21 protein-coding genes and 1 tRNA gene are annotated in these 24,424 nt (G+C 55.3%); 11 read left to right on the top strand and 11 right to left on the bottom strand.

Translation table 11 applies throughout. The annotated features are described in order from the left end of the window. Positions 1-42: 42 nt before the first annotated feature. The 3 genes from rffA to pdxH all read right to left on the bottom strand — a co-directional run bounded on the left by rffA (position 43) and on the right by pdxH (position 2,998). Positions 43-1,194 carry a dTDP-4-amino-4,6-dideoxygalactose transaminase gene (gene rffA / locus J4D97_RS03650; RefSeq protein WP_208306383.1) on the bottom strand — a complete coding sequence of 384 codons (1,152 nt, stop codon included), beginning with the start codon at positions 1,192-1,194 and terminating at the stop codon, positions 43-45. Between the two features lie 39 nt (positions 1,195-1,233). After that, positions 1,234-2,196, bottom strand: coding sequence for a glycosyltransferase family 2 protein (locus J4D97_RS03645; RefSeq protein WP_208306382.1), 963 nt, complete (start codon positions 2,194-2,196; stop codon positions 1,234-1,236). A gap of 151 nt (positions 2,197-2,347) precedes the next feature. Continuing rightward, positions 2,348-2,998 (bottom strand): pyridoxamine 5'-phosphate oxidase, encoded by a 651-nt coding sequence (gene pdxH, locus J4D97_RS03640; protein ID WP_208306381.1) that lies wholly within the window; start codon positions 2,996-2,998, stop codon positions 2,348-2,350. Between the two features lie 174 nt (positions 2,999-3,172). On the opposite strand from pdxH, the gene J4D97_RS03635 reads away from it, so the two are divergent. The 4 genes from J4D97_RS03635 (at position 3,173) to J4D97_RS03620 (ending at position 7,584) form a co-directional block, all read left to right on the top strand. Continuing rightward, on the top strand, positions 3,173-3,739 hold the full coding sequence (locus tag J4D97_RS03635; RefSeq protein ID WP_185283682.1) for a YqgE/AlgH family protein: 567 nt from the start codon (positions 3,173-3,175) through the stop codon (positions 3,737-3,739). Between the two features lie 61 nt (positions 3,740-3,800). Continuing rightward, positions 3,801-6,152, top strand: coding sequence for a DUF349 domain-containing protein (locus J4D97_RS03630; protein WP_208306380.1), 2,352 nt, complete (start codon positions 3,801-3,803; stop codon positions 6,150-6,152). A gap of 167 nt (positions 6,153-6,319) precedes the next feature. Beyond that, a tRNA-Thr gene (locus tag J4D97_RS03625) sits at positions 6,320-6,392 on the top strand. Between the two features lie 343 nt (positions 6,393-6,735). Continuing rightward, positions 6,736-7,584: an alpha/beta fold hydrolase gene (locus J4D97_RS03620; protein WP_185283680.1), complete on the top strand. Its 849-nt coding sequence runs from the start codon at positions 6,736-6,738 to the stop codon at positions 7,582-7,584. Between the two features lie 107 nt (positions 7,585-7,691). On the opposite strand, the gene J4D97_RS03615 is transcribed toward J4D97_RS03620, so the two are convergent. From J4D97_RS03615 to J4D97_RS03605, 3 genes are all read right to left on the bottom strand, one after another. Continuing rightward, the gene (locus J4D97_RS03615; RefSeq protein ID WP_208306379.1) at positions 7,692-8,510 is read right to left on the bottom strand and encodes an alpha/beta fold hydrolase; all 819 of its coding nucleotides are present in this window, start codon (positions 8,508-8,510) and stop codon (positions 7,692-7,694) included. 283 nt (positions 8,511-8,793) lie between these two features. Beyond that, entirely contained in the window at positions 8,794-9,060 is a 267-nt protein-coding gene (locus tag J4D97_RS03610; RefSeq protein WP_185283679.1) for a hypothetical protein, read from the bottom strand. Between the two features lie 312 nt (positions 9,061-9,372). Then, complete coding sequence (locus J4D97_RS03605) at positions 9,373-9,705, bottom strand: DUF7674 family protein (RefSeq protein ID WP_185283678.1); 333 nt, start codon at positions 9,703-9,705, stop codon at positions 9,373-9,375. 359 nt (positions 9,706-10,064) lie between these two features. Here J4D97_RS03605 and J4D97_RS03600 point away from each other — a divergent pair, with 359 nt between their 5' ends. The 5 genes from J4D97_RS03600 to J4D97_RS03580 all read left to right on the top strand — a co-directional run bounded on the left by J4D97_RS03600 (position 10,065) and on the right by J4D97_RS03580 (position 17,054). Continuing rightward, positions 10,065-10,736: an HD domain-containing protein gene (locus tag J4D97_RS03600; protein WP_208306378.1), complete on the top strand. Its 672-nt coding sequence runs from the start codon at positions 10,065-10,067 to the stop codon at positions 10,734-10,736. A 279-nt stretch (positions 10,737-11,015) separates the two neighbouring features. Next, a complete protein-coding gene (locus J4D97_RS03595) occupies positions 11,016-11,258 on the top strand; it encodes a hypothetical protein (protein ID WP_208306377.1) in 243 nt (80 codons plus the stop codon). Between the two features lie 127 nt (positions 11,259-11,385). Further along, positions 11,386-13,968 carry a DNA gyrase subunit A gene (gyrA, locus tag J4D97_RS03590; RefSeq protein ID WP_208306376.1) on the top strand — a complete coding sequence of 861 codons (2,583 nt, stop codon included), beginning with the start codon at positions 11,386-11,388 and terminating at the stop codon, positions 13,966-13,968. Positions 13,969-14,072: 104 nt separating this feature from the next. Continuing rightward, a complete protein-coding gene (locus J4D97_RS03585; RefSeq protein ID WP_208306375.1) occupies positions 14,073-15,209 on the top strand; it encodes a tetratricopeptide repeat protein in 1,137 nt (378 codons plus the stop codon). A gap of 849 nt (positions 15,210-16,058) precedes the next feature. Next, on the top strand, positions 16,059-17,054 hold the full coding sequence (locus tag J4D97_RS03580) for a hypothetical protein (RefSeq protein ID WP_208306374.1): 996 nt from the start codon (positions 16,059-16,061) through the stop codon (positions 17,052-17,054). A 70-nt stretch (positions 17,055-17,124) separates the two neighbouring features. Here J4D97_RS03580 and J4D97_RS03575 read toward each other — a convergent pair whose 3' ends face one another. Both J4D97_RS03575 and J4D97_RS03570 read right to left on the bottom strand, forming a co-directional pair. Beyond that, complete coding sequence (locus tag J4D97_RS03575; protein WP_208306373.1) at positions 17,125-18,804, bottom strand: ArnT family glycosyltransferase; 1,680 nt, start codon at positions 18,802-18,804, stop codon at positions 17,125-17,127. An 89-nt stretch (positions 18,805-18,893) separates the two neighbouring features. Continuing rightward, positions 18,894-19,811: a glycerophosphodiester phosphodiesterase gene (locus tag J4D97_RS03570; protein WP_208306372.1), complete on the bottom strand. Its 918-nt coding sequence runs from the start codon at positions 19,809-19,811 to the stop codon at positions 18,894-18,896. A gap of 133 nt (positions 19,812-19,944) precedes the next feature. Between J4D97_RS03570 and J4D97_RS03565 the strand changes: the two genes are divergently transcribed. Beyond that, on the top strand, positions 19,945-20,916 hold the full coding sequence (locus J4D97_RS03565; RefSeq protein ID WP_185283669.1) for a GDP-mannose 4,6-dehydratase: 972 nt from the start codon (positions 19,945-19,947) through the stop codon (positions 20,914-20,916). Between the two features lie 228 nt (positions 20,917-21,144). Further along, positions 21,145-21,774: a carboxypeptidase-like regulatory domain-containing protein gene (locus J4D97_RS03560; protein ID WP_208306371.1), complete on the top strand. Its 630-nt coding sequence runs from the start codon at positions 21,145-21,147 to the stop codon at positions 21,772-21,774. Positions 21,775-21,837: 63 nt separating this feature from the next. Here the strand turns inward: J4D97_RS03560 and J4D97_RS03555 are convergent, their stop codons facing one another. The 3 genes from J4D97_RS03555 to J4D97_RS03545 all read right to left on the bottom strand — a co-directional run bounded on the left by J4D97_RS03555 (position 21,838) and on the right by J4D97_RS03545 (position 24,338). Then, entirely contained in the window at positions 21,838-22,539 is a 702-nt protein-coding gene (locus J4D97_RS03555; protein ID WP_208306370.1) for a lipid-A-disaccharide synthase N-terminal domain-containing protein, read from the bottom strand. Between the two features lie 22 nt (positions 22,540-22,561). After that, positions 22,562-23,317 carry a glycosyltransferase gene (locus J4D97_RS03550; protein WP_185283666.1) on the bottom strand — a complete coding sequence of 252 codons (756 nt, stop codon included), beginning with the start codon at positions 23,315-23,317 and terminating at the stop codon, positions 22,562-22,564. 76 nt (positions 23,318-23,393) lie between these two features. Further along, entirely contained in the window at positions 23,394-24,338 is a 945-nt protein-coding gene (locus J4D97_RS03545; RefSeq protein WP_208306369.1) for a sugar phosphate isomerase/epimerase family protein, read from the bottom strand. Positions 24,339-24,424: the final 86 nt, after the last annotated feature.

Below are 24,424 nucleotides of genomic sequence, written 5' to 3'. Positions count from 1 at the left end.
GTAGAATTAGCTCTCCTCCTTTTTCAAGGAGGGGAGCTAGCTTTAGCTCTTATCCCATACAGCATAAAATTCCAGAATAGCATCTATAATCCGGTCCTGGTCCGCTTCGGCCAACTCATAGTAGAGGGGTAGGCGCACCAGGTGGTCGGTATAATAGTCAGCCCAGGGGAGGGCGCGGTCGTCGTGGTAGGGCGCGTAGTAGGGGCTGCGGTGCAGGGAAAGGTAGTGAAACACCAGTAGCACCTGTTGCCGGGCCAGGTGCTCGATCAGGGCCGTGCGCTCGGCCAGGGAGCGGCACGTGAGGTAGTACATGTGGGCGTTATTGGTCGCATATCCGGGGATGACGGGTAGGCCCACTTGTCGGGCCGCCAGCGGGCCACGGAGGACGTCATCGTAGCGCTGCCATAGCACGTGGCGCCGTTGCTGGATGCGTGTCATGCTCTCCAGTTGCGCCCACAGGAAGGCAGCCGTGAGGTCGGAGGGTAAGAACGACGAGCCTGGCTCCAGCCATGTGTACTTGTCCACTTCGCCCCGAAAAAACGCTGCTCGGTCAGTGCCCTTTTCCCGGATTATTTCAGCCCTCCGCACCAACTGCGGGTCGTTTACGGTCAGCAAACCGCCCTCGCCAGCTATAATATTCTTGGCTTCGTGAAAGGAGAAGGCCCCCAGCGTACCGAGCGTGCCGAGCGGCCTACCCCGGTGAAAGCTGTCGATGGCCTGGGCGGCGTCTTCCACCACGGCCAAGTTGTGCCGGGCGGCTACGGCCAGCAGCACGTCCATGTCGCAGGCAATACCGGCGTAGTGCACCGGTACAATGGCGCGGGTGCGGGGCGTAATGAGCGTCTCTAGCTGTGCAACGTCGAGGTTAGGATTCTCTGGGGTGCTGTCTACGAACACGATGCGCGCCCCCCGCAGGACAAACGCGTTGGCCGTCGACACGAACGTGTAGGAGGGTACCAGCACCTCGTCGCCGGGCTGAATATCGAGCAGCAGCGCCGCCATTTCCAACGCGTCGGTGGCAGAGGAGGTCAGCAAGGCTTTCTGAAAACCTAGTTCCTGCTCAAAAAAAGCGTGGCATTTTCGGGTGAATAGTCCGTCGCCGGAAATCTTGCCCGAGCGCACGGCCTGCTCCATATACTGGAACTCGCGACCGGATAAATAAGGCTTGCTGAACGGGATAGGCGAAACGGACATGCGCGGCAGGAACTTCGGCAAAGGTACAGCCCGCAGGGATTACGCGCGCGGTGGGGTAGCAGGGGCCTCATCGACGATATAGAGCGGGCGGTTCTTCACGCCCTCAAACGTTTTGCCCACGTACAGCCCTACTACGCCCAACACGCTGAGTAGTAGACCCGAAAAAAACCAGATGGAAATAATCAGGCTGGCGTAGCCGAGTACCGTAATTTGTCCCAGCCAGTAGCGCACCAGCGTGTAGAGCACCGCCAGAAACGCCGTGCTCGAAATCAGCAGGCCCAGCTGCACGGTCAGGCGCAGGGGTTTATCGGAATAGGCCAGCATCACGTCCAGGGCTAAATGCAGCCGCTTGCGGAAGCTGTAGCCGGTGGCGCCGCTGGTTCGCTCGGCGTGCATGACATTCACCGTAGCGGCCCGAAACCCTACCCAGCGGGCCATGGTAGGCAGGTAGCGCGCACTCTCGCGCATCTGCCCGATGGCGTCCACCACTTTGCGGTGGTAGAGGCCAAAATTCGCCAGCGTACGGTCCTGAGGCGTGTCGGTGAGGTAGGCCAGCGTGGCGTAGAACAGCCGCGAGAAGGCTTTTTGCATCCAACTATCCTGCCGTTGGTGGCGCCGGGCCAGCACCAGTTCATATCCTTGTTGCGCCTGGCCGTAGAGGGTATGGATTTCCTCGGGGCGGTCCTGCAAGTCGCAGTCGAGTACCACCACCCACTCGCCGCGGCTGTAGTCGAGGCCGGCTGTGATGGCGCGGTGCTGCCCAAAGTTGCGGCTCAAGCGCACCCCGCGCACGCGGTGGTCTTGGCGCATGAGTTGCTCAATCACTGGCCAGGAGTTGTCCGGGCTGCGGTCATCCACCAAGATAATTTCGAAACTCTCCGTAATCGGCTGCACGCTGGCCACAATGCGTTCCACCAGTTCCACCAGCATCGCCTCGGCCCGATACACCGGGCTGACAATGGAGAGATGGGGCACTGGCGGATCGTGACCGATGGGAGCCATGGGGGTGAGGTGGGAAGTTAGAAAAAGCCTGTCATCCTGAGCTTGCGAAGGACCTTCTGCCAGTTGAACGAGTCGTTGTTACGTCTGTCGTTCCTACGTGAGAGGTTCCTTCGTAAGCGCAGGATGACAAAGCAAAGCTGCCAGACGACTCTTACGGTGCCAAACGGCTTAAACGCCAGGTGTCGCCGGCCTGCTCATACACAATGCGGTCATGGAGGCGGGAGAGGCGGCCCTGCCAGAACTCTACCCGGGTAGGACGGAGCAGATAGCCGCCCCAGTGCGGAGGGCGGGGTAGGGGATCTTGCCCAGCAAACTGCGACTCTACCTCGTGCTCCCGGGCCTCCAGCGTCTCCCGGTTGGCAATGGGCTGGCTTTGGGGCGAGGCCCAGGCGCCTACCTGGCTGCCGCGCGGCCGGCTCTGGAAATACTCCGTTGACATAGTTTTCGGCGCTTTTTCGATGCGGCCTTCCACGCGTACCTGGCGTTCCAGGCCTGGCCAGAAAAATGTAAGCGCTGCTCGCGGCTGCGCGGCCAGCTCCTGGCCTTTGCGTGAGTCGTAGTTGGTGTAGAATAAAAAGGTGGCGTCGTCGGGTAGGCCTTTCAGTAACACCACGCGGGCCGAGGGCTGACCGTCTGGGCCGACGGTTGATACCGTCATGGCCGTGGGCTCGTCGAGGTGGGCGGCCAGGGCCTCGTCCAGCCAGGCCCGAAATTGAGGAACGGGCGTGGGTTGTACGTCGGCTTCAGAAAGGGTGCGTTGGGAGTAGCTCTGGCGCAGGTCGGCAAGTTCCTGGTCGGTCATGGCAGCGAAATAAAAAGGAATTCGTAACGAAGAAAAAGGACTACTCCGCTTCCGGCAGCCACTAGGCGGCGGAGCGAAGCAGCCGAACCTCCGGTCTTACTTCCAGTAAAAGTACTTTATTGACCTTCTATTTCCCTAACTATCCTATCGGCTACCCTTTTCACTCATTGTCCTATGCCTCAGCTACGCACCAGCAGCCTCCTGATTTCCCAGCCTTTTCTAGGTGACCCAAACTTTGATCGTTCCGTGGTCTTGCTCTGCCGTCACGATGAGGAAGAAGGCTCTTTCGGACTCACCATCAACCGCTTATCGAACTTGCGCCTGGGTGATGTGCTAGAGCTACCCGGCCCCGACGACTCGGTGGTGGCTACCCTGCCGCTCTACCTGGGTGGCCCCGTAGAGCCCGATACTCTGCACTACCTGCACCGCCAGCCCGACCTACCCGATGCCCTACCCCTGGGGGATGGCGTATACTGGGGCGGCGACTTCCGCCAACTGCTTGGGCTGGTGGAAACCGGCGTGCTGCCGCCCACAGATATTCGGCTCTACGCCGGCTATTCGGGCTGGACGGCGGGGCAGCTGCGCGAGGAGGTGCGGGAAAATGTTTGGATCGTGCACCCTAATGCTGCCGGGAAAGTATTTACTTTGGATAATGATGCCTTCTGGCAAGCTATTTTGCGGGAGAAAGGGGGCCGCTACCGGATGCTGTCCAATTACCCCGTCGATCCTCGCCTGAACTAAATCAGTTGGTCATGTGCCGCGCCGGCGCCCACCCAAGCCGCCGACTTTTTGTTTGAATCGTATGCAACCCGAGAACCCCAACACCGCCCCTCAGAGCCCCGAGAATGCCGCGGAAACCCCGCAGAGCATTCTGGAGCGCCGCCTGGCCGAAATCAGCGCCCAGAAGCAGCCCACCACCACACCTGATGCCGACTCGGAAACCGAGCAGATTCAGGAGCGACCCGCCCAAGGTACGCCTGCGCTGCCCGAGGGTACGCCGCCTGGTGCCGGCACCGCCGAACCAGAGCCCGACGCCACCCCGGCCCCCGCACCTGGCAGCGCCGAGTCGCCGGCCGATGTGGAGCCGGAAACCACGCCGCCCGCTTCTGATATTTCGGCTTCGCAGCAGCGGGCCCAAGCGCACGAAGGCGCCCAGAACGACGCAGCACTGGCAGATACCGCATCTGCGCCCGCTGCGTCTGTTGCCACCGAAGAACCCACTACCCCGCACGGCATTGCCGATATCAAGGAGATAGAAGAGCACGTGCCGCACGTGTCGCTGTCTTCGGCTGAGGCCATCGAGCAGGCTCCCGAAGGCGTGGCGATGCTCTCTACCTCCGCTGAAACGCCCGTGAGTGGCGAATCCGTTGTAGCCGAGGAAGCTGATACTACTACGGATGAAACGAGTGAATCTGAGGATTCTGCTGCCGCTGGTCCCGATTTCAGTTCTCTGAGCCTACCCGAACAAGGTACCTATTTGCTAGGCCTGTTGCGCGACAAGGGCGCCCGTAAGAACCGCAAGCGCATTTTCGACTTCAACCGCCAGTACGAAACTGCCGTGGCTGCCGACCGCACCGCTGCCCAACAGCGCTTCGTGGACGAAGGCAACCCCGCCGACGCCTTCGCCTACCTGGGCCCCGAGGGATATGCAGAAGTGGGCAAAGCCGTGCAAGATTTCCGCGAAAGCCGCGCCCGTGATGCCAAGGCCGAAGATGAGGAGCGCGCCCGTAACCTCACGCACAAGCAACACCTACTGGCCCAGCTACGGCAGTTGGTAGAATCGGCTGAAACCAAAGACAGCTCGGCTCGTCTGAAGGCCTTGCAGAACGACTGGAAAGCCATTGGCCCTGTGCCCCAGCAAGACTCGCAGGAGCTGTGGAACAACTACCACGCGCTGCTTGATATTTACTACAACAACCGCGGCCTTTTCTTCGAGATGAAGGAGCTGGACCGTCGCCGCAACCAAGAGGCTAAAGAAGCTCTGATTGTGCGGGCCGAAGGCCTAAGCGCACAGTCCAACGTCAACAAAGCCCTACAAGAGCTACGGCTGCTGCACGAGGAGTGGAAAAACATTGGGCCCGTGCCCAATGAGCAGCGCGAGCCACTGTGGGCTCGTTTCCTAACGGCCTCAGAGCAAGTACACGCCCGTAAGCAGGAACTTCTGGACGCCCGCGGCACGCAGGAAAGAGAGAACCTGACACGTAAGCAAGCCCTATTAGAGCGCCTGCAACCGCTGGCTGATTTCCAGACGGAACGGGTAAACGAATGGCGCGCCAAAACCGACGAACTGCAAAAGCTCAAAGAAGAATGGGACGCCACTGGGCTGGTACCCCGACAGCAGGCCGAGGCCATCAACAAGCAATTTTGGGCGGGCTATAAGGGCTTCTTCCAGCGCAAGAATCAGTTCTTCAAGGCCATGGACGAGGAGAAGAACGCCAACCTGAAGCGCAAGCAGGAAATGTGCGAGCAGGCCGAAGCCGCTCTGGCTAATCCTAACTGGGAAGAGGGTAGGGAAATCGTAATCCGACTTCAAAAGGAGTGGAAGACGGTGGGTCGTGTGCCCGAGAAACAGTCGGACAAAATCTGGAACCGCTTCCGTACGGCCTGCGACGCATTCTTCGAGCGCAAGCACGAGGAAAGCCGCCAGCGTCAGCAACAGCAGCAGCAAGTGTCGCAGGAGCAGTCGGCCTACCTCGATCAGTTGGAGGAAAGCATTGCACTGCTCACTCCCGAAGCACCGGGCACGCTCGAAGGCTTCCGCCAGCAAGCTGCTGAATGGCGCACGCAGGCCGGGGCCAGCGGTGGCCGTGGTGCCGACCGCGCCGAGGAGAAATTTCAGTCTCTGATGGGGCAATACCTGGATGCCGTACCTGGGGTGAGCTATTCGGAGCGTGCCAACTTATTATTCCAATTGCAGGTAGAGCGCCTGAAGGCCAGCCCCGACTCGCAACAGGCCCTGCACAAGCAAGAGCAGACGCTTCGCCGCGAAATCAACGAGTTGGAAAACGATATTGCTACCCTGCAAACCAACCTCGACTTCTTTGCCCGCTCAAAGAATGCCGATCAGTTGCGCGGGGAGTACCAAGGCCGTATCGATGAGGCAAAAGTTCGTATCGAGCAGTTGAAAAAGCAACTGAAGGTAGTGCGCAGCTAGTCTCCTGCTGACAGAAAGACAATAAAAATGGCCTGCTACACTAGCAGGTCATTTTTATTGTAAAATTTAAGGTGTTGATATGGAGAAGGATACAGGTATGCAGTGTAAAATTATTCGTCTACTATTTGCAAAATAGTTCCGCATGGCTACTTTTGCACCACCAACACGCCTCCATAGCTCAGCTGGTAGAGCAACTGACTTGTAATCAGTAGGTCGCTGGTTCGATCCCGGCTGGGGGCTCACGGTTCCTAAAACGCCTTGCAAATCTTGATTTGCAAGGCGTTTTTTTATTCTGCTCGATGGTAGCCAAACAGGCCATCATATAGAGTACTTCTTCTAGCATAGATCTGCTTGTATACCTGCCGATAGTACTTCTACTTGTTTTTGATAGGTGGGCAAGAGGTGAATAGTTTCAGAGTGGGAATACTATTGGAATAGAATAGGATTGTGCATCAGGGTTTTCACGGACCAACGATGGGAATTACACCCAAAAAAATGAGGTTCTTCATGATACTTATTTATCTAATTGTACTTTTGGGATATGTTAAGAGTAGTGAAATGACGATAAGTTCTTTTTTCGATTATGACGATACCCGCCAATAACCCAGAGAATGACAGGGGGCTTACCTCCACTGCTACTGAGCAATTACTACGGCGTTATAATGTGCACGTACAGGGAGAAGGAGAGGAAACTCTGTTGTTCTGCAATGGTTTGGGTTGCAGCCAGGAAATCTGGCAGTATCTCACGCCTCGCCTCAGAACCCGCTACCAGTTAGTATTATTTGATTATCCGGGTACTGGAAATGCACAGCCAGATGCATATGATGCGCAGCGTCATAGCACTCTGCAAGGATACGTAGAAGATATTATAGCTATTTGCCAAGCACTGCAACTACAGCGCATCATTCTCGTTGGGCACTCAGTGGGGGCTAGCATTGCGCTGGTAACAGCTGCGTACGCGCCTACTTTGGTGTCGTCGGTGGTATTGCTGGCGCCATCTCCTTGTTACCTCAATGAGCCAGGCTATTACGGAGGGTTCGAGCGGGTAGACGTAGACCAACTCCTATCGCTAATGGAACAGGATTATGATGGTTGGGCTTCGTTATTGGCTTCGTTGCTAATCGGGTCGCAAAACCCCGCTACGCTGGGCGAACAACTGAATGGTTTCTTTTGTCAGGCCGACCATCTTATCACGAAAAACCTCGCGCGCTTAACGTTCTATACGGATGTTCGTCCTGTTGTGCCCAGTGTGCGTATGCCTACGCTCATTTTGCAGTGTCAGCAAGATGTAGCTGCTCCTGAGGAGGTAGGCGCTTATTTATCACGGCACTTACCCCAAGGCACCCTCGTGATTATGCAGGCAACGGGACACTGCCCCCATTTAAGCGCTCCACTAGAGACACTTGCTGCCATAGAAGCTTTTCTGGGGTAGCACTGCCGGAAAGAGACAGTTCTGTAGTGTTACCGGCCAGTTAAATGGTGAGCTCTGACGGGCACATCATTTGGGCTTGCCTCAGGGTATAGAAAAAGCTGCCTTTTTTATGCGGAAGCGAAAACGTTAGGAAGAGACGCTAAATAGTGTTCCATGTGAGCAATAGTAGCGACAGGTGCATTCAAATGAGGATAATGCCCCGTGGTGTCGAGGATCTGTAAGGTACTGCCTTGCAGATGCTGGTGCAGGTAGTGGCCCACACTGGGGGGAGCTATAATATCCTCTGCGCACTGAAGAATGAGCGCTGGTACTTGCAACTGGGATAATATATTTCGGTAATCAGACAGAAACGTGGCGCGGGCAAACTGCCGAGCAATAGCTGGGTCTACGCGGGAAAAACTTTGCAATACTTCGTCCACCAAATCCGGGCGTAAATCGCCGCCTACCAGGTTTGGGACCACATTACTGCTCCAAGCGTGATAATCCCGGTCCAGAAACCCGAGAAGCTCTTCCATGTCCGCTGGGTCGTAGCCGCCTGCGTACTCGCCGTCATTAAGATAACAAGGGGAAGCAGCCAGCAAGATCAGTCGTTCGAACAAAGCGGGTTCCCGAATGGCCGCGAGCACCCCAATAATGCCACTAACGGAATGCCCTACATAGACCACTTTAGGGATCTGCAAAGCACGGATCAGTTCCAGTAGATCAGATACGTATCCGTCTAGGGTCTGATACCGAGTGAAATCATAGGCTGCTTTATTGGAGTCGCCAGCCCCCATCAGGTCAAACAGTACGACCTGGTAGTGTGAAGCGAAAGCAGGCGCTACATAATGCCATACCTGCTGATCAGTTCCGAACCCGTGCGAAAACACAATGGGGCGTGGTCCAGCACCATAAGAACAGACGTGGTGGCGACAAAAAATATTCATAGGAGGTAAATATTTGTGTGCGCGCATTGTGTAAACTCATCTGAGCGTACCGTACGATGCGAAGTAAGCAGATTCGTATCTGTAAGAGAATCGAACTAAAGCTGCTAATACTATTTGCATAAGACAAGCTCTTCCCAACAAAGTACATGTTTTCCCGTCGTGGGTCTATACTAGAGTGTGAGGATGCACGACGGGTTGTAGTAGCCATAAAAACGCCAGGGGGCCAACTTCACGATGAAGTTGACCCCCTGGTAAATGCGATGCCGGTAGCTTTTCTATCCATTCAGCTCCCACTCAGGCGGTGGCGGGTGAGTGTAGCCAGGTAGGCAGGAGAAGGCTGCTGCTCAGATTCTATCCGGGCCAGTTCTTCGATAGAAAGTACGCCATTGATGTAGGCTTGTAAGCCGGCAATAATGGTATCATCAAGGGGGGCACCACCCATACGGGCAACGGCAACGCCCCACTCGGCGTGGCGTTGGCGGCGGCGGCGGGCAGTAATTTCAGCCACCGGTAAATCTGGTGGCAGGGTAGTAAAGTAGGAGTGAGCCATAGAGTAAACAGTTAGTAGAATACTCCGATGGTCAAATGGTATGCCGATCTGCTGCTCAATCAGGCATAGAGCATAAATTTGAAATACAATATATGGAAAATGGTTATTTATATAACTATAGCAAGGTAATTATAGTGTATTATCTACTGTAAATGGTGCCAAATAGCATATACTAAAGCTGCGAATGCTACAGCACTCATCAGAATATACAAAACCCGATTCTGGCGTGGTTCTATTTCGCTTGGTTTCATCGCTGAAGACGTAGGAGTTCCTGCAGCTAACGAATAGCAGTTGGCAAAGTTGGTGATGAGCTTAATTGCGGGCGAAAACGGCGTAGAGTTGAGTGGGCATCAGCAGTCGCGCCAGTTGAGCTGAATACGCATTTTGCTTGAAATGCAGTCCGCGCAGGTATGTGTTCTGAATGGCATGAGCCAGTTGCTCGTCTTCCGCCCGCAGCAGATCCGCTACTACAAGGCATTCCTTCAACGTCGTTAAGCTACCTTCTTCTGCTGCCTGCTGGGTGAAAACGGCAAAGATTCGGAGTTGACGAGGAAGTGAATGCTGGTTTTCCGGTACGTTCAATTCGGGTGCTAATTCCGGAAAATGACTAACTAAAAACTCTTTAACATGGGTGGGAGAAATCATAGCTATTCCTGATAAAGTAACCCGACACACAACAAAGTCACTGCTAGTGTGCTGTACTAAGCCAACTGTTGTGCCACCTACCTGCTGTGTCTTCCAGTCTCTATCTATCAACTAGTTATGCGATAATGAGTCAAAGCTATAAGGTGAATGTTTCCATATTTGAGAATAAATAGCTGTATAATGGGATATTATGGAGATAATATATGCAAAAATAAATATTTTGTATTTTTACAATGGTTTATTGCACGCGACTCTATAATATATGAATTGAAATACCCTTTGATTGTCGTTTGGATACGCACTCTATTAAGGAGTCCTGTACTTTTGCCGCCTGTATCATCCAGTACCACTCGTACGCTATGTCCATACCATCCGCGCCTACTCTGATTCCCCATACTGCCGCATTTGTTCGAGAAAAATTTCTGCATGAAGGGTCGGGCCACGATTGGGCACACATTGAGCGCGTGTGGCGCACCACGCAGGCACTGGCCCGCCAAACACCCGGTGCCGATACCACTATTGCCGAACTAGGCGCCTTGCTACACGACATAGCCGACTGGAAATTTCATGGGGGCGATGAAGAGGCTGGTCCCCGTGCTGCCCGTACGTGGCTGCTTGACCAGGGGGTAGGCGAGGAGGTTATCCAACCTGTAGAAACCATCATCCGCGAAATCAGCTTCAAGGGGTTGGGTGTGCCTACCCCCATGAGCACCCTGGAAGGAGCCTTGGTGCAGGATGCCGACCGCCTCGACGCGATTGGGGCCATTGGCGTGGCGCGGGCTTTTGCCTACGGCGGACACAAAGGTCGCCTACTCCACGACCCCGCCGTGCCGCCCGTGCAGCACGAGTCCTTCGAGAGCTACAAGAAAAATGACAGTCCTACCGTCAACCACTTCTACGAGAAGCTGCTGCACCTGCGGGAGCAGTTGAACACACCCGCCGCGAAGCGCGTGGCCGAGGGTAGGCAGCGGTTTATGGAAGAGTTCCTGACGCAGTTCCTTCGAGAGTGGGAAGGGGAGGATGTGGGGTAGGTTGGCTAGACTTTAGCGCGTACGACGTATGCACTCTGGCAAATTCTCAAAGGTTACAGTGCCAGCCAGGATATCTTGCTGTAATAGAAGGCCAGTGGGCAAAATAGGGGGCAACCCGCTCACGGTCTCCATACCAAGTTTATGACGCGAGCCAAGTTGCTCATTGATATGCTAATTGAAAAGTGGCAGGATAGTAGTACCCTCTGTATCGCCGCTATATAAAGTAAGACCCGGCCCGGCTTTTGCGCACGCCCCGCACAACCTGCCTACCTTTGCTGCATGACGCTCCGCTATCTTTTCTCGCGCTTCTACCTACCTCTACTTGTGGTGCTACTGGCCGCTGGCTGCCGTACTTGCCCAATTGCTTCCTGCCACACCCGCAAGGTGCACATGCACGATGGCGCCAAGTATCGCGGGCAGCCGCTGTGGAAGAAACAGAACCCCGCCATCGGTGAGAAAATCAAGTGGCACCGGCAGACGACAGGCAAGCGCAAAGCCGATAAGAGCAAGCCGTTGAAGTAGGCTGCCGAAAGCCCGTCAAGCCGAAAAAAATGGCCTTTTTTTCGTATCTTGCCAGCTTAACGCAGTACACATTCACCGGTGCCGGCGCGACCCTGTAAGGGCCTGCGCTGGCCGACTTTGTTCTCTTATGGCGGAAGGCGAAAAGATCATTCCGATTAACATTGAAGACGAGATGCGTGGTGCCTACATCGATTACTCGATGTCGGTTATCATCTCCCGGGCCCTGCCCGACGTGCGCGACGGCCTGAAGCCCGTGCACCGCCGCGTGCTCTACGGCATGTCGGAGCTGGGCGTTTCTTACAACAAATCCTACAAGAAATCCGCCCGTATTGTGGGCGAGGTGCTGGGTAAGTACCACCCGCACGGCGACTCCTCCGTGTACGATACCATGGTGCGCATGGCTCAGGACTGGAGCCTGCGCTACCCGCTGGTAGACGGCCAGGGTAACTTTGGTTCCGTGGACGGCGATTCGGCGGCGGCTATGCGCTACACCGAGGCCCGCCTCAAACGCCTGTCCGACGAGCTGCTGGGCGACCTGGACAAGGACACGGTAGACTTTCAGCCCAACTTCGACGACTCCCTGGAGGAGCCGTCGGTGATGCCGGCCAAGTTTCCGAACCTGTTGGTGAACGGCACCTCGGGCATTGCCGTGGGTATGGCTACTAACATGGCTCCTCATAACCTCACGGAGGTAGTGAACGGCATTGTAGCCTACCTCGACAACGAGGACGTGACCATTGCTGAGCTGATGGAGCACATCATCGCCCCGGACTTTCCAACGGGTGGTATCATCTACGGCTACGAGGGCGTCAAGCAGGCCTTCGAAACTGGCCGGGGTAGGGTAGTAATGCGTGCCAAGGCGCACATCGAAACGCTACCATCGGGGCGCGAGCAGATCGTGGTAACCGAGATTCCCTACATGGTGAATAAGGCCGCTATGCTGGAGAAAACTGCGGCGCTGGTTGACGACAAGAAAATCGAGGGCATTTCAGCCATTCGCGACGAGTCGAACCGCGAGGGGATGCGGGTGGTGTACGAAGTGAAGCGCGACGCTATGCCCAACGTGGTACTGAATCAGCTCTATAAGTACACCCAACTGCAAAGCTCGTTTGGGGTCAACAACGTGGCGCTGGTGAAAGGCCGGCCCATGACGCTGAACCTGAAGGATCTGATTGTGTACTTCATCGAGCACCGCGAGGAAGTGGTAGTGCGTCGCACCCGCTACGAATTGGCGGAGGCCGAGAAGCGCGCCCATATCCTGGAAGGCCTGCTGATTGCCCTAGACCACCTCGACGAGGTGATTGCCCTGATTCGTAGCTCCCGCGACGGTGAGGTAGCCCGTGGCCAACTCATCGAACGCTTCAAGCTGAGTGAGGTGCAGGCTCGTGCCATTCTGGATATGCGCTTGCAGCGCCTGACGGGGCTGGAGCGTGACAAGATTGTGCAGGAGTATGAGGAGCTGATGCAGCAGATCGACTACCTGAAATCGGTATTGGCTTCACCTGCCTTGCAGCGGCAAATCATCAAAGATGAGCTGACCGATATTCGGGAGCGGTACGGCGACAAGCGCCGCACGGAAATCGAATACGCTGGCGGCGACTTCTCGATGGAGGATATGATTGCCGATGAGAGCATGGTAATTACCATCTCCCGTGAAGGCTACATCAAGCGTACTGCCTTGGACGAATACCGTTCGCAGGGGCGGGGAGGGGTAGGCGCCCGCGGCGCTGCCACCAAGCAGGACGACTTTACGGAGCACCTGTTTGTGGCAACTACTCACGAATACCTGCTGTTCTTCACCGAAGCCGGTCGCGTGTTCTGGCTAAAAGTGTACGAAGTACCAGAAGGAGGGAAGGGCGCCAAAGGCCGTCCGATTCAAAACCTAATTGAGATTCCGCGTGAAGACAACGTGCGCTCTGTGCTGAACGTGCGCGGCCTACGCGACCCTGACTACCTGGAAAATACCTTCCTGATGTTCTGCACAGAGCAGGGCACCGTGAAGAAAACGCCGTTAGAAGCCTACTCGCGTCCTCGCACCGCCGGTATCAACGCCATCAGCATCAACGAGGGCGACCGACTGCTGGATGTGCAGCTCACTACCGGCAACAGCCAGGTGATTCTGGCCTCCAGCGCTGGCCGGGCCGTGCGTTTCGACGAGGAGAAAGTGCGCTCGATGGGCCGGAACGCGGCTGGGGTGCGCGGCATCTCGCTAGCTGAGGATGGTAATGACAAGGTGGTAGGCATGGTTTGCCTCTCCGATCAGACCCAGGAACTGCTAGTGGTTTCCGAAAATGGTTACGGCAAACGCTCGGAGCTGGAGGAATACCGCACGACCAACCGTGGCGGTAAAGGTGTACGCGCCATGAAAATTACCGACAAAACCGGGGCGCTAGTAGCCATCAAGGCCGTGACGGATACCGATGATCTAATGATTATCAACAAATCGGGTATTACTATCCGCCTGCGGATGGCCGACTTGCGGACCATTGGTCGGGCTACGCAGGGGGTGCGTCTGTTGAAAATCAACGAGCGTGACGAGATTTCGTCTGTAGCCAAAGTGGCCGCCGAGGATAAAGATGAGGAGGCCGTTGACGGCCTACCCGAGCCGAATGGCACCCCGGATAATGGGGGCGGGGAGGGCCTAACGGAGGACTCTACGACAACGGATCTAACCTCGCTAACCGATCCGGATGCGCTTAGCGCAAACTAAAAAGCTGAGCTAAAACGGCGGAACCTGGCAATGGGTTCTGCCGTTTTGCGTTAGTTTACATTCTGAATTCACCCATTCTCTACCTATTCTTCGCAAAGAACACCATGAAGAAACTTGTGTTAACCCTCGTGGCTGCGGCTGCGCTAACTACTGCGTCGGCTCAAAATTCGGCTGTCAATAACGCGTTGCTCTACCAAAAGCAAGGCACGCTGGATAAGGCCCGCACCGAAATAGACAAGGCTATTGCCCACGATAAAACCAAAGACAAAGCCAAAACCTGGTACACCCGCGGCGAGATTTACGACGCCATGACCAGCAACCCGATCTACGGCAAAACGCTAAAGGCTGGAGAGGGTATGAACATAGCTTACGAGTCGTACCAGAAAGCTATTGAGCTAGATGGCAAAGACGGTGAATATGGCAAACAAGCGGCTGCGAAGATGCAGGGTCTGTATGGCTTGGCGTTGAATGCTGGTGTAGAAAGCTACAATGCCAAAAATTACGACGAGGCGATTAAGTCGTATAAGATGGCGCAGCAGATGAACCCCCAGGATACGACGGCGTATCTGTATGCGGCTTACGCATCGTTGGCCAACGAGAACACGGCTGGCGCTAAGGAAAATTATGGCAAGCTGATGGCGATGAACTACAAATCGCCTACCATGTACAGCCAGTTAATGCAGATTGCCCGGCAGGAAAACAATACCAATGAGTACAACAAGCTTCTACAAAGCGGCTTGCAGGCGTATCCGAACAACAAAACCTTTGTGCTGGAAGATCTGAACCAGCTGATTACCGCTGGCAAGGATAAAGAAGCCATCAGTAAACTACAGCACGCTATTGAGCTGGATCCAAAAAATTCCAACCTGCAAAGTGTGCTTGGCTCGGTATACGACAAGCTAAAGCAGCCTGAGCAGGCGGAAGCGGCTTATAAGAAAGCCATCGAGTTGGACGCGAACAACTTCGATGCGCAGTACAATTTGGGCGTGTACTACTACAACAAAGCAGCAGAGTTGTATACCAAAGCCAGCAAAATGGATTTGGCAGCGTACCAGAAGTCAGGCAAGGCTTTAGAAGCAAACGGCAAGAAGTACTTCCAACAGTCGTTGCCATACTTTGAGAAAGCACTAGAACTACAGCCAGACGAGAAGGCTGTAATTGTACCCTTGCAAAAAGTATACGTTCGGTTGGGACGCAACGCAGATGCTGACCGTTTGAACGCCAAGCTGGAAGGCAAATAGAGTATGAAGAATAATCTCCTTATCCAAAAGGATAGGGGATGCTACCCGAAGCCATTTATACGCTTCGGGTAGTTTTTGAAAACTCTACTTAACATAATATAAATTATAAGACAAATAGACAGTTGCTTTTTTTAGGCCGGCTGCCTTAAGAGTTTGTGAAGTTCACACTGTTTGACGTGCTACTGATGCGGGTAACCGTGAAGTACGGTTGAGGGGGCGTAAGCATTATAAGCGAGAATAACTGTAAAACTCTAGTTGGTATTGGCAGTATTCGGCACGCAGTCTACAGTTCCCATAACCTTATAAAAGAGCAGTATTTGTTTTGTTGTTCGCTTTAACAGCAATAGGCTTATTCGTGGACTCGATTTTATAAGTTGATTATTAGATAAGGAGCAGATAAGCTACGCGATTAAAAAAGCGTAGGTAGCGCAATTAGAAAATGAATTTGAACCTCTCTCCTATTACGTGTTACTCTTCTGTGTTAAGCGATATTTCTTAAAATGTTTTAAAGACGCTTTTCCTTCGTTCTAGACGAAGCTTTAATCTAGTCTTTTACACTATCGTCTCACAATTGTTGAGTGATTGGAACAAGGTAAAGTAGCTTCATAAGAATAGCTTCCTGCCCTAGCCCCCGGCTCCGGGGTTATATAGATAGTAATTAAAAGAGAGACAATGACAATAGGTAGTAGATTAAATAAGAGTATTAATAATGTCAATGTATGTACTATAAAGTAATTAAAAGTACAAAATAATATAATTTGGTATAAATATTTTATACTTTATACTGCTTCTATATACTTTTATTGCATATACTTGCTACGTAAAACCTACCTATAATCTTTTCCTTTTATGCCAAAGACCATAGACTATCCTCGCACTACCTATGCTAGTGCTTGGGAAGTAGCTGAAGTTGTAGATGATACTGGTGGCAAGTGCGCTATTGAAACAAGTGCAAAGAAGCTGGATCGTAAAGTCAGTGGTTCTTATAAAGCCATTATTGGCTCTGCCGTAAAGTTTGGTTTGCTTACTAGTAAGCGGGAGATTCTCACCACAACCAATCTATACCGTCGTATTAAGCATGCTTATGATAAATACGAAGAGAAGATCTATCATAGGGAAGCATTTCTACATCCACCGTTGTTCATGCAGATATGTCGCAAATTCCGTAACAGGGAATTACCGGTGCATATGTTCGACGTTATGCTGATTCGGGAGTTCGGCGTAGAGGAGATCAACGCGCAGAATGTGGCCAAAGCCTTTGTGGAGGGAGCACGTATGGTAGACATCCTGGATGAGCGCAATGTAATTGCCGACGTGGATCAATTAGCAAATCAACAGACTCCACGTCGGCAGCTAGCCAGCACGGAGATGCCCACTAATCTATTTGCTACTCCTACTACCAACACTGCAAGTCTACCGGAGGCCGAGTCTACCTCTACTCCTACCACTTATACCAAAGGTATATCCCCCACTCCTGCTTTTGTGCCACCGGCTCCCCCCTTACGAGGTGGCGATGCTGTCTCGGCCCTCTTTGGCTTAGACACCGATGATTTAGATCATGACGAATCAGAGCAAGATGATACTCCAGCAACTGAGACCTTAGAAAACCCACCGATTGCGCAGCGTGTTTCCCCTATTCCTGTAACGCCACCACCCGTGGCCACCCCCACCGCTACAAAGGCGACTACCCCTCCACCGGCCCCCGCCGTTAGTAGTAGCAGCACGAGCTACTCCATCCATATTAGCGGGCCGGGAATTGAAACTCAACTGCTTATTCAGGATGCGCAGGATCTGGCAATCGTATCTATCCTTTTGGAGAAGATACGCAAGCAACTTTCTGCTTAGCTCAACTACATTGTAAACCCATTACCCAACGCGACTAGGTAGCGGAGTGTGCCACCTAGTCGCGTTGGGTTTATTTTCGGCGCAGTACTGTGTAATACCAGATACCGGCGCCCCGGTCCCGACCCAAGTAGAAACTATCGGAAGGCATCGCATCGACGGACGCCTGCCAGGCCTGCGGCAGATCGTCGTCGTCGTACGGTTCGTCGGAGAGAACTACTACCGGCAGACGGGACAGGGTATGCAACGTATCGTCGGAGATATCGGGCATGGGCTCACCAATCATCCATATTTGCTTGACTGGCACCTCCCCCATACTATACCAGGGTAGCTTTCGAAGGGTAGGCTGCCGCCGCACGTCAACTAAATGGCGTAGACCCTGCTCATCCCGCCGCCCCTCCCATCGCGGATACGCCGGCAGCAATAAGGCCAACAGTGCCGCCATGCCCGTGAGGGAGGTAGCCATAAGCGCTGTCGGGCGCAGGTGCTGCCACCCCTGCCGGATAGCGACAACAGCAACGCTACCTAGTACGACCACTACTGCCACAAAACGTAGGGTATTCGGACCGAAGCCGGGTAAGCGTACTACCATCATGGCGAGCGGAGCTAGTGCGCACACTACCACCAATACCACGGTCCACGCCCGCACCAACCGGCGCTCGGTAGGCAATACGGTTGTAGGCCTTTGAAAAGCAGTTTCCAGGTACCGCAGCATGCCCGCTATCAATAATGCTATGGGCGGCAACAGGGGAAGCATGTAGCGTTCTTTTTTCTCGGGTACTAGGCTCAGCAGCACCAGGCTGGTCACCAGCCACCCCAGCAACAGCAGATACGGCACGTAGGCACCAGCCCGATGTCGGGCATAGGGCACATACAGCGCTACCAAGGCCACGAGGGTCCAGATACCCGAAAACACCGGAAAGTTGAGGTAGTACCACGGGGGCTGTACGTGCCGCTCGCCCCAGGAGGTGGTTTCGACTTGCGCCACGGCCAGCACGGCCGCCGGCACATGACTGTATACATACAACGGCCATGATAACCCAATACCCAGCCCCAGCACAGCCGCTAGCGCAGTTCCCTGCCAATGCGCCCGCACGGTAGCCCGCCACGGGTTCAGGCGCGACAGGTAACATGCTACGTAGGGCAACAACATTGCGTAGGGAGCTACAGGTCCCTTGCTGAGCATACTGGCACCCAGGGTAACCCCAGCCGCAGCAAACCACCCATACCCCCGCCCGGCACTGTTCCACCCCCGCGTAAGCAGCCAGAGCGTGCCTACCATAAAGCTATTCGAGAAGATGTCCCACTGCCCTTCCCGCCCACTGGTAATGATAAGCAGACTGCTAGCCAGCACCAAGGCCCCCAACCAAGCAGTGCGCCCAGCCTCGTCGGTCTCGGTGGGTAGACCCCGGGTTAGCTCGCGGGCCAGCCCCCAGAAAAAGAGTATCAACAGCGTAGCCATCAGGGCCGCTGGCAGGCGCAGCACAAACAGATTGGAGGTTGTCCCGCCAAGCTTCATGGCCGTTGCCACGGCCCAGGTAGGCAGTGGGGGCTTTGCCAGCCGCAGTTCCAGATTCATGGTAGGAATTAGCCAGGAGCCACCGTTTACCATTTCGCGGGCAGCTACAAAGTTGCGGGCTTCCATCAGACTCACGTTGGGCGTACCCAGGTAGGGAAAAAAGCTGAAGAAGCAAACGAGCAGCACCGTTAGTGTACGGAACCAGCCAGCACGCAGAATAGAGGTAGGCAACATACTGAAGTAGTGAGAGTGCCGCCCCACGCGCAACGCAGGCCGGCAGAACAACATAATGGAACTATGCAACAGGGTGCGGCAATAATTGCCTAGCGGCCTAACAACGTCAGGAGTTGGGGAACATTATCTACTTCTATCGCATCCGGACGGCACGCCAAGATCCGGCGGATGGAAGCCGAGGACCGCCCGCCGAAGACCACCACCTCCAAGCCTGCGGCCCGGGCGGCAGCCGAGCGGGCCGGCGTAATCACGTCCTTATGCACCACAATGGCTTCCACCTCCTGCTCCCGGGCAGCCTGCACGCCTTTCGCAAACTCATCGTCCTTGGCAATTTCTACGGCCAGCGGCGCCCCAGGCACGGCGGCGCGTAACAGGGGTAGCGTTTGGGGATGGTCAGTGAGAATCAGGAGGCGGTCAGCAGGTACACGGAAACGGCGCAGCACGCGTCCTAAGGCCCGCGCCAAAGCCGGCGAGCGGCGGTATGCCTGGCCCTCCGGCGCACAGTCATCGTGCTCGTGCAAATCCAGGTGCAGCAAGGGGTAGCGCCCCGTACGTCGGGCCCGGCGTTGCAACTGGCTCAGCAAGGTTTCGAAGGTAGCGGGCTGCTCTTGCTGAAACCAGTCGTAGGGCCAGCCCCCGCGGTAGTGTAGGGCCGTAATGGCCGCCGCGGGCAGCTCACTCACGCACCCGTGCCCGTCGGTCATGGAGTCGAACCGCGGGTCGTGGTAGAGGATCGGTATACTGTCCTGACTGAGTTGCACGTCAATTTCTACCCCATCAACGCCCTGATCCAACGCGTGCGCAATGCCGCGCAGACTACTAGGAGGTAACGGGTTGAAAGGATTAATAGGCGTAAAAAATCCCGACCCGGCGTGGCCAACAACCAACACCTGACGCTCCACCGGCGGTACTTTCTCTCCTGGTGACAGCCACTGCCAGGCGACTACCAGGCTGAGGACTACTAGCAGCCCCAGACCCCAACTTAATTTCTTTTTTCTGCTTAACACGTGCTAAAGGTATTTCGCAAAAAACGAAAAAACCGGATGAGTATGCCGCCAGCGGTCCTATTTCATAAATCGCGCTACCTTTGCCCCCCTCCCCGCCCCCGGGGAAATTTCTCCGTTTGCGTTTCCCAATCGTATGCCTTCTGTTCTCGTTACCGGGTGCGCCGGCTTTATTGGCTCCCACCTCTGCGAGCGGCTGCTGGCCGACGGCTACCGGGTGCTGGGCCTCGACAACTTCGATCCGTTTTACGATCGGTCGCTGAAACAGGCCAACCTGACCGCCTTACTCCCCCATGCCCAGTTCAGCTTTCACGAAGTGGAACTGCGCCGCGGAAGCGAGGCCCTGGCAGATGCTTTTCCCGCCGACCCCATCGACATAGTGGTACACCTGGCTGCCAAGGCCGGCGTGGGTCCTTCCGTACGCGAGCCTATCGCCTACCTCGACAACAACGTGATGGCAACCACTCACCTGCTGGAGTGGATGCGCGGACGAGAAATTCATAAACTATTCTTCGCCTCTTCTTCCTCGGTGTACGGCAACACGCCGGAACGTCCCTTTCGGGAGGACATGAACCTGCTCAGCGCGGTCATATCGCCCTACGCTGCCTCTAAACTGGCTGGGGAGCAACTTACCTACACCTACCATCACTTGTATGAGCTGGACGTACTGAACGCCCGCTTTTTTACGGTGTATGGCCCCCGCCAGCGGCCCGATTTAGCCATTCATAAGTTTGTGCGCCTGCTGCACACCGGTCAGGCCATTCCAGTGTTCGGCAACGGCAGCACGGCCCGCGACTATACTTTCGTATTGGACACTGTAGATGGCATTGCCCGGGGCGTGGCCTACTTGCTGAGCCATACAGAGGTGTACGAAACCATTAACCTAGGCAACAACCGCCCGGTGCCGCTACTGGAGCTGATTGAGGCCGTGGGAGACGCTGTGGGCGTAACGCCTCGCTTGGAGTTCCATCCCATGCAGGCCGGTGACGTGGACGTGACCTACGCAGACATCAGCAAGGCCCAACACCTGCTTGGCTACCAGCCCAAAACCAGTTTGGCCGATGGCCTACGGCAATTCGTGGCCTGGCAGCAGGCACAGGTGGAGTAAAGGGGTTGTCCGTACCCGAAGCGGTGGAGTCGAGCGGCATCAGCCTTTCCAGCGTCAAATGCTACCGCAAGTATTTGTAGGCATCATTATTCTCTGTGCCTAATTTTATATGGTTGTAACTAAGTATATTTCATTTTCTATTGCGCTACCTATTGTCTTATTCCGGCTCGTTGACGCTAGTTAGGAAGCTACAGCCTCGATCCATTTTTTATTATATTCCTTTTCAATATGTTAAGCTCTTGTTTATTGAAATCCGCTGGCCTTCTGAGCATCGGGCTGGCCTTGGCGGGTTGCTCCTTATTTGAGCAAAGCGGACAAACTACCGTCGAGGGCGTCGTCGTGGACGACGTGACCGGGCAGCCCATCGCCTTGGCTGACGTGGCCGTACTGGCCAACAAGCGCAGCAGCTCCTCCTCCGCCTTCTCGCAAGTGGGCGACTGGCACCCCACCGACGCGCAAGGCCGGTTCTCGTTTGCCTTTGAAGCCAACGGCGCGACCGACTACGTGCTACGCGCCGATGCGCCCCGAGGGAGCACACAGTACTTGTCGGCGCCCAAAATCAAAGCCGGCCGCAAAAATAAGAACGTGCGCGTCCCCCTGACGTCTATATCCTGGCTTCAGGTGCACTTACGCGACGTACCTCCACGCGCCGATGCGTTGAATATTACGGTCAGCGGCTTTCTTACCTCGGTGACAGTTCGTCCGCCACAGGACACCATCTTTTACCGGCCCGTGCCAGCGGGTAATAACGTAGTGGGGTGGAGCCTGAACGGGAGCCCAACCGTCTCGGATGCCGAAACGCGCATCCCATACACCGTGGCGGGAGCGGACACCGCGCGCATCGAGATTCGCTACTAATTCGTCGTCAGAATTCCTGAAAACGAAGCACGGATTGAATGGTAGTACCCCACCTACTTCCGCTCACTCTTCAACCGGCACTTTTACTTCCACGATTTTCAACGCCTTGATTTCGCGGCGTAGTAGCACGATGTTGCGGGCGTACACCACCGTGCCCGACACGTTGCCCAGCAGCAGCACCACGTCCCAGCGCAGCACGGCGTATACCAGAATCAGCACGGAGCCCAGCAGGCTCACCACCCAGAATCCCAAGGGTAGCACCGACTCGCCTTTGCGCTCGGAGTAGAGCCATTGGTACACAAAGCGCAGCAAAAAGATGGTTTGGCCCACCGCGCCCAGCACCAGCACCCCACGCGGAATACGGCTGCTGAGCATGGCTTGCAGGCTGAAGTGCGCCTCGCCGACGATAAAGCGCATCAGCGTGGCCAGCGGAAACACGTAGGCCGCCACCCGAAACCAGCTGTTCAGCTTCTGCCACTGCCCCAGCAGTTGCAGGTTGCGGATGTAGATGACGTAGCTGATCAGCTGGGCACCCAGAATCACCGGGTCGTGGCGCAGGATGCCGTAGATAATCATCAGAAACGACGATATCAGGCTGATCTGCCAGAACAGCGCGGGCACCAGCACCCGCCGGGCCCGCTCGCTCTGAATCCACTGTAAGACAATACGGCTCGAAAACAGCAGCTGCGATACCAGGCCAATCACCAGGGCCACGTTCTGCACCGAAAACCACCGTTCGAGCGTCGCCAGCAGGGTTGTACTCATACTCACCTCAATGCCGCGTTAGTTAGACGGTGCCCCGCTGCTGCTCCCCAATCTCGTAGTTTTTCCAACGCGAACGGATCCAGCGGAAGCCGAACGTATCCACCAGGGGCTTCCAGGCACGATTCCAGAGGTTGTACTTGGCCGTGCCGGCAAAGCGCGGGAAGTGGCGCACGGGAATTTGCTTCACCTTGCCGCCTTGCAACTGCACCAAGGCGCCCAGGAAACGGTGCATGCCGTGGAACAGGGGTAGACGGCGGGCATACTCAATCTTCATGATCTTGAGCGGGCAGCCCGTGTCCTGAATGCCGTCGTTGATGAGCGTGCGGCGCACGGTGTTGGCAATCTTGGAGGACATTTTCTTGGTGAGCGTATCCTGGCGTTTGGCCCGGATGCCGTTCACCATATCGAACTCCGGAAAAAACCGGAAAAACTCCAGAAAATCCAGCGGCGTGGTCTGAATGTCGGAGTCGATGTAGCCCACCAGCGTGGTGCGGCAGTGGTCCACGCCGGCTTTGATGGCCGTGCTCAGGCCGCGGTTCTGGCTGAGGCTGATAAATTCGTAGCGGTTGTCTTTCGCGCAGATGTCGCGCAGAATAGCCAGCGAACCGTCGCGCGAGCCGTCGTTCACGAACAGCACCGTGGTCTGTACCGGCGTTTGTTCCAGAAACTTATTCATCTCTACCACAAACTGCGGCAGGCTTTCTTCTTCGTCGTAAACGGGCACGAGCACCGTCAGGGTTTGGGTGGCCAGGTAGGCGGCGTTGGAATCGGCGGGCATTGGCTAAAATAGCATTAGAAACGCAAGGTAGGCAGAAACCCAGCAATCCTCAGTGTACGCTACCCACGGCCTACCCCTACCCAATTGAGCGCACTACTTTTTCGATCAGCTCTTTGGTGCGGCGAATACCGGCTTCCTCGCTCAGCTTTTCGCCCTCGTACTCGATGCCCAGATAGCCCTGAAACTTCGCCTTTTTCAGCAGTCCCAGCATCTTGTAGTAATCCGTTTCCACGCAGTTGCCCGTTGCATCAAATTCCAACGTTTTGGCGCTTACGCCGGTTTTGATAACGGGCAGCCATTCGGCCACGGCCTTGTACCGGTCATACTCCTCCACGCACTGGCCCTTGTACAAGTCGCCCGTTTCCCGGCGCACGCAGAAATTGCCGAAGTCCGGCAGCACGCCCACGTTGGGTTTGCCTACCCCCTGTATCGTGTGCAGCAGCCACTGCCCGTTGGAGGTGTAGCTACCGTGGTTTTCTACCACCACGTTCAGGCCCAGCGGCTGGGCGTAGGCACTCAACTGCCCCAATCCCGCCATCGCCGCCCGCTGCACCTCTTCGGCAGTACCCTTGCCAAAGGCATTCACACGCACGCTCCGGCACCCTAGGTAGGCCGCCGCCTCCAGCCAGGGACGGTGGTTTTCCACGGCCTGCTGCCGCTGCCGCTCATCGGGTGAGCCCAGGTCGCCTTCCCCATCCACCATAATCAGGTGGTTGGTAATGCCGTTGTCGCGGCAGCGTTGCTGCAACGCCCGCAAATAGGTTTGGTCTTTCGCTTTGTCCTTGAAAAACTGGTTCACGTACTCCACGGTCGTGATGCCAAATTTCTGCCGGGCCACGCCGGGAAAATCCAGGTTGGTTAACTCTTGCTTGAAAAGCGCTTTGTGCAACGACCACTGCGCCAGAGAAATTTCCCCGAACGTGGGAGCTGGAGTAGTAGCGGTCAGTAGTTGCGGTGCAGCCAGCGCGGCGGTAACCAAGACGGACGTTTTCTGCAAGAATTCGCGGCGGGAAGTGGACATAGACGACGGGGACAGGTAGGAAAACACTCCTAGATACCACCTTTTTTTGTATATCGAACACGTAGCCGCGCGCCGGAGCGGTTCAA

The organism is Hymenobacter defluvii (genome assembly GCF_017589435.1).
GTDB lineage: Bacteria > Bacteroidota > Bacteroidia > Cytophagales > Hymenobacteraceae > Hymenobacter > Hymenobacter profundi.
Note: the sequence above shows the minus strand (reverse complement) of the source record. Positions and strands in the feature narration are given on the sequence as shown.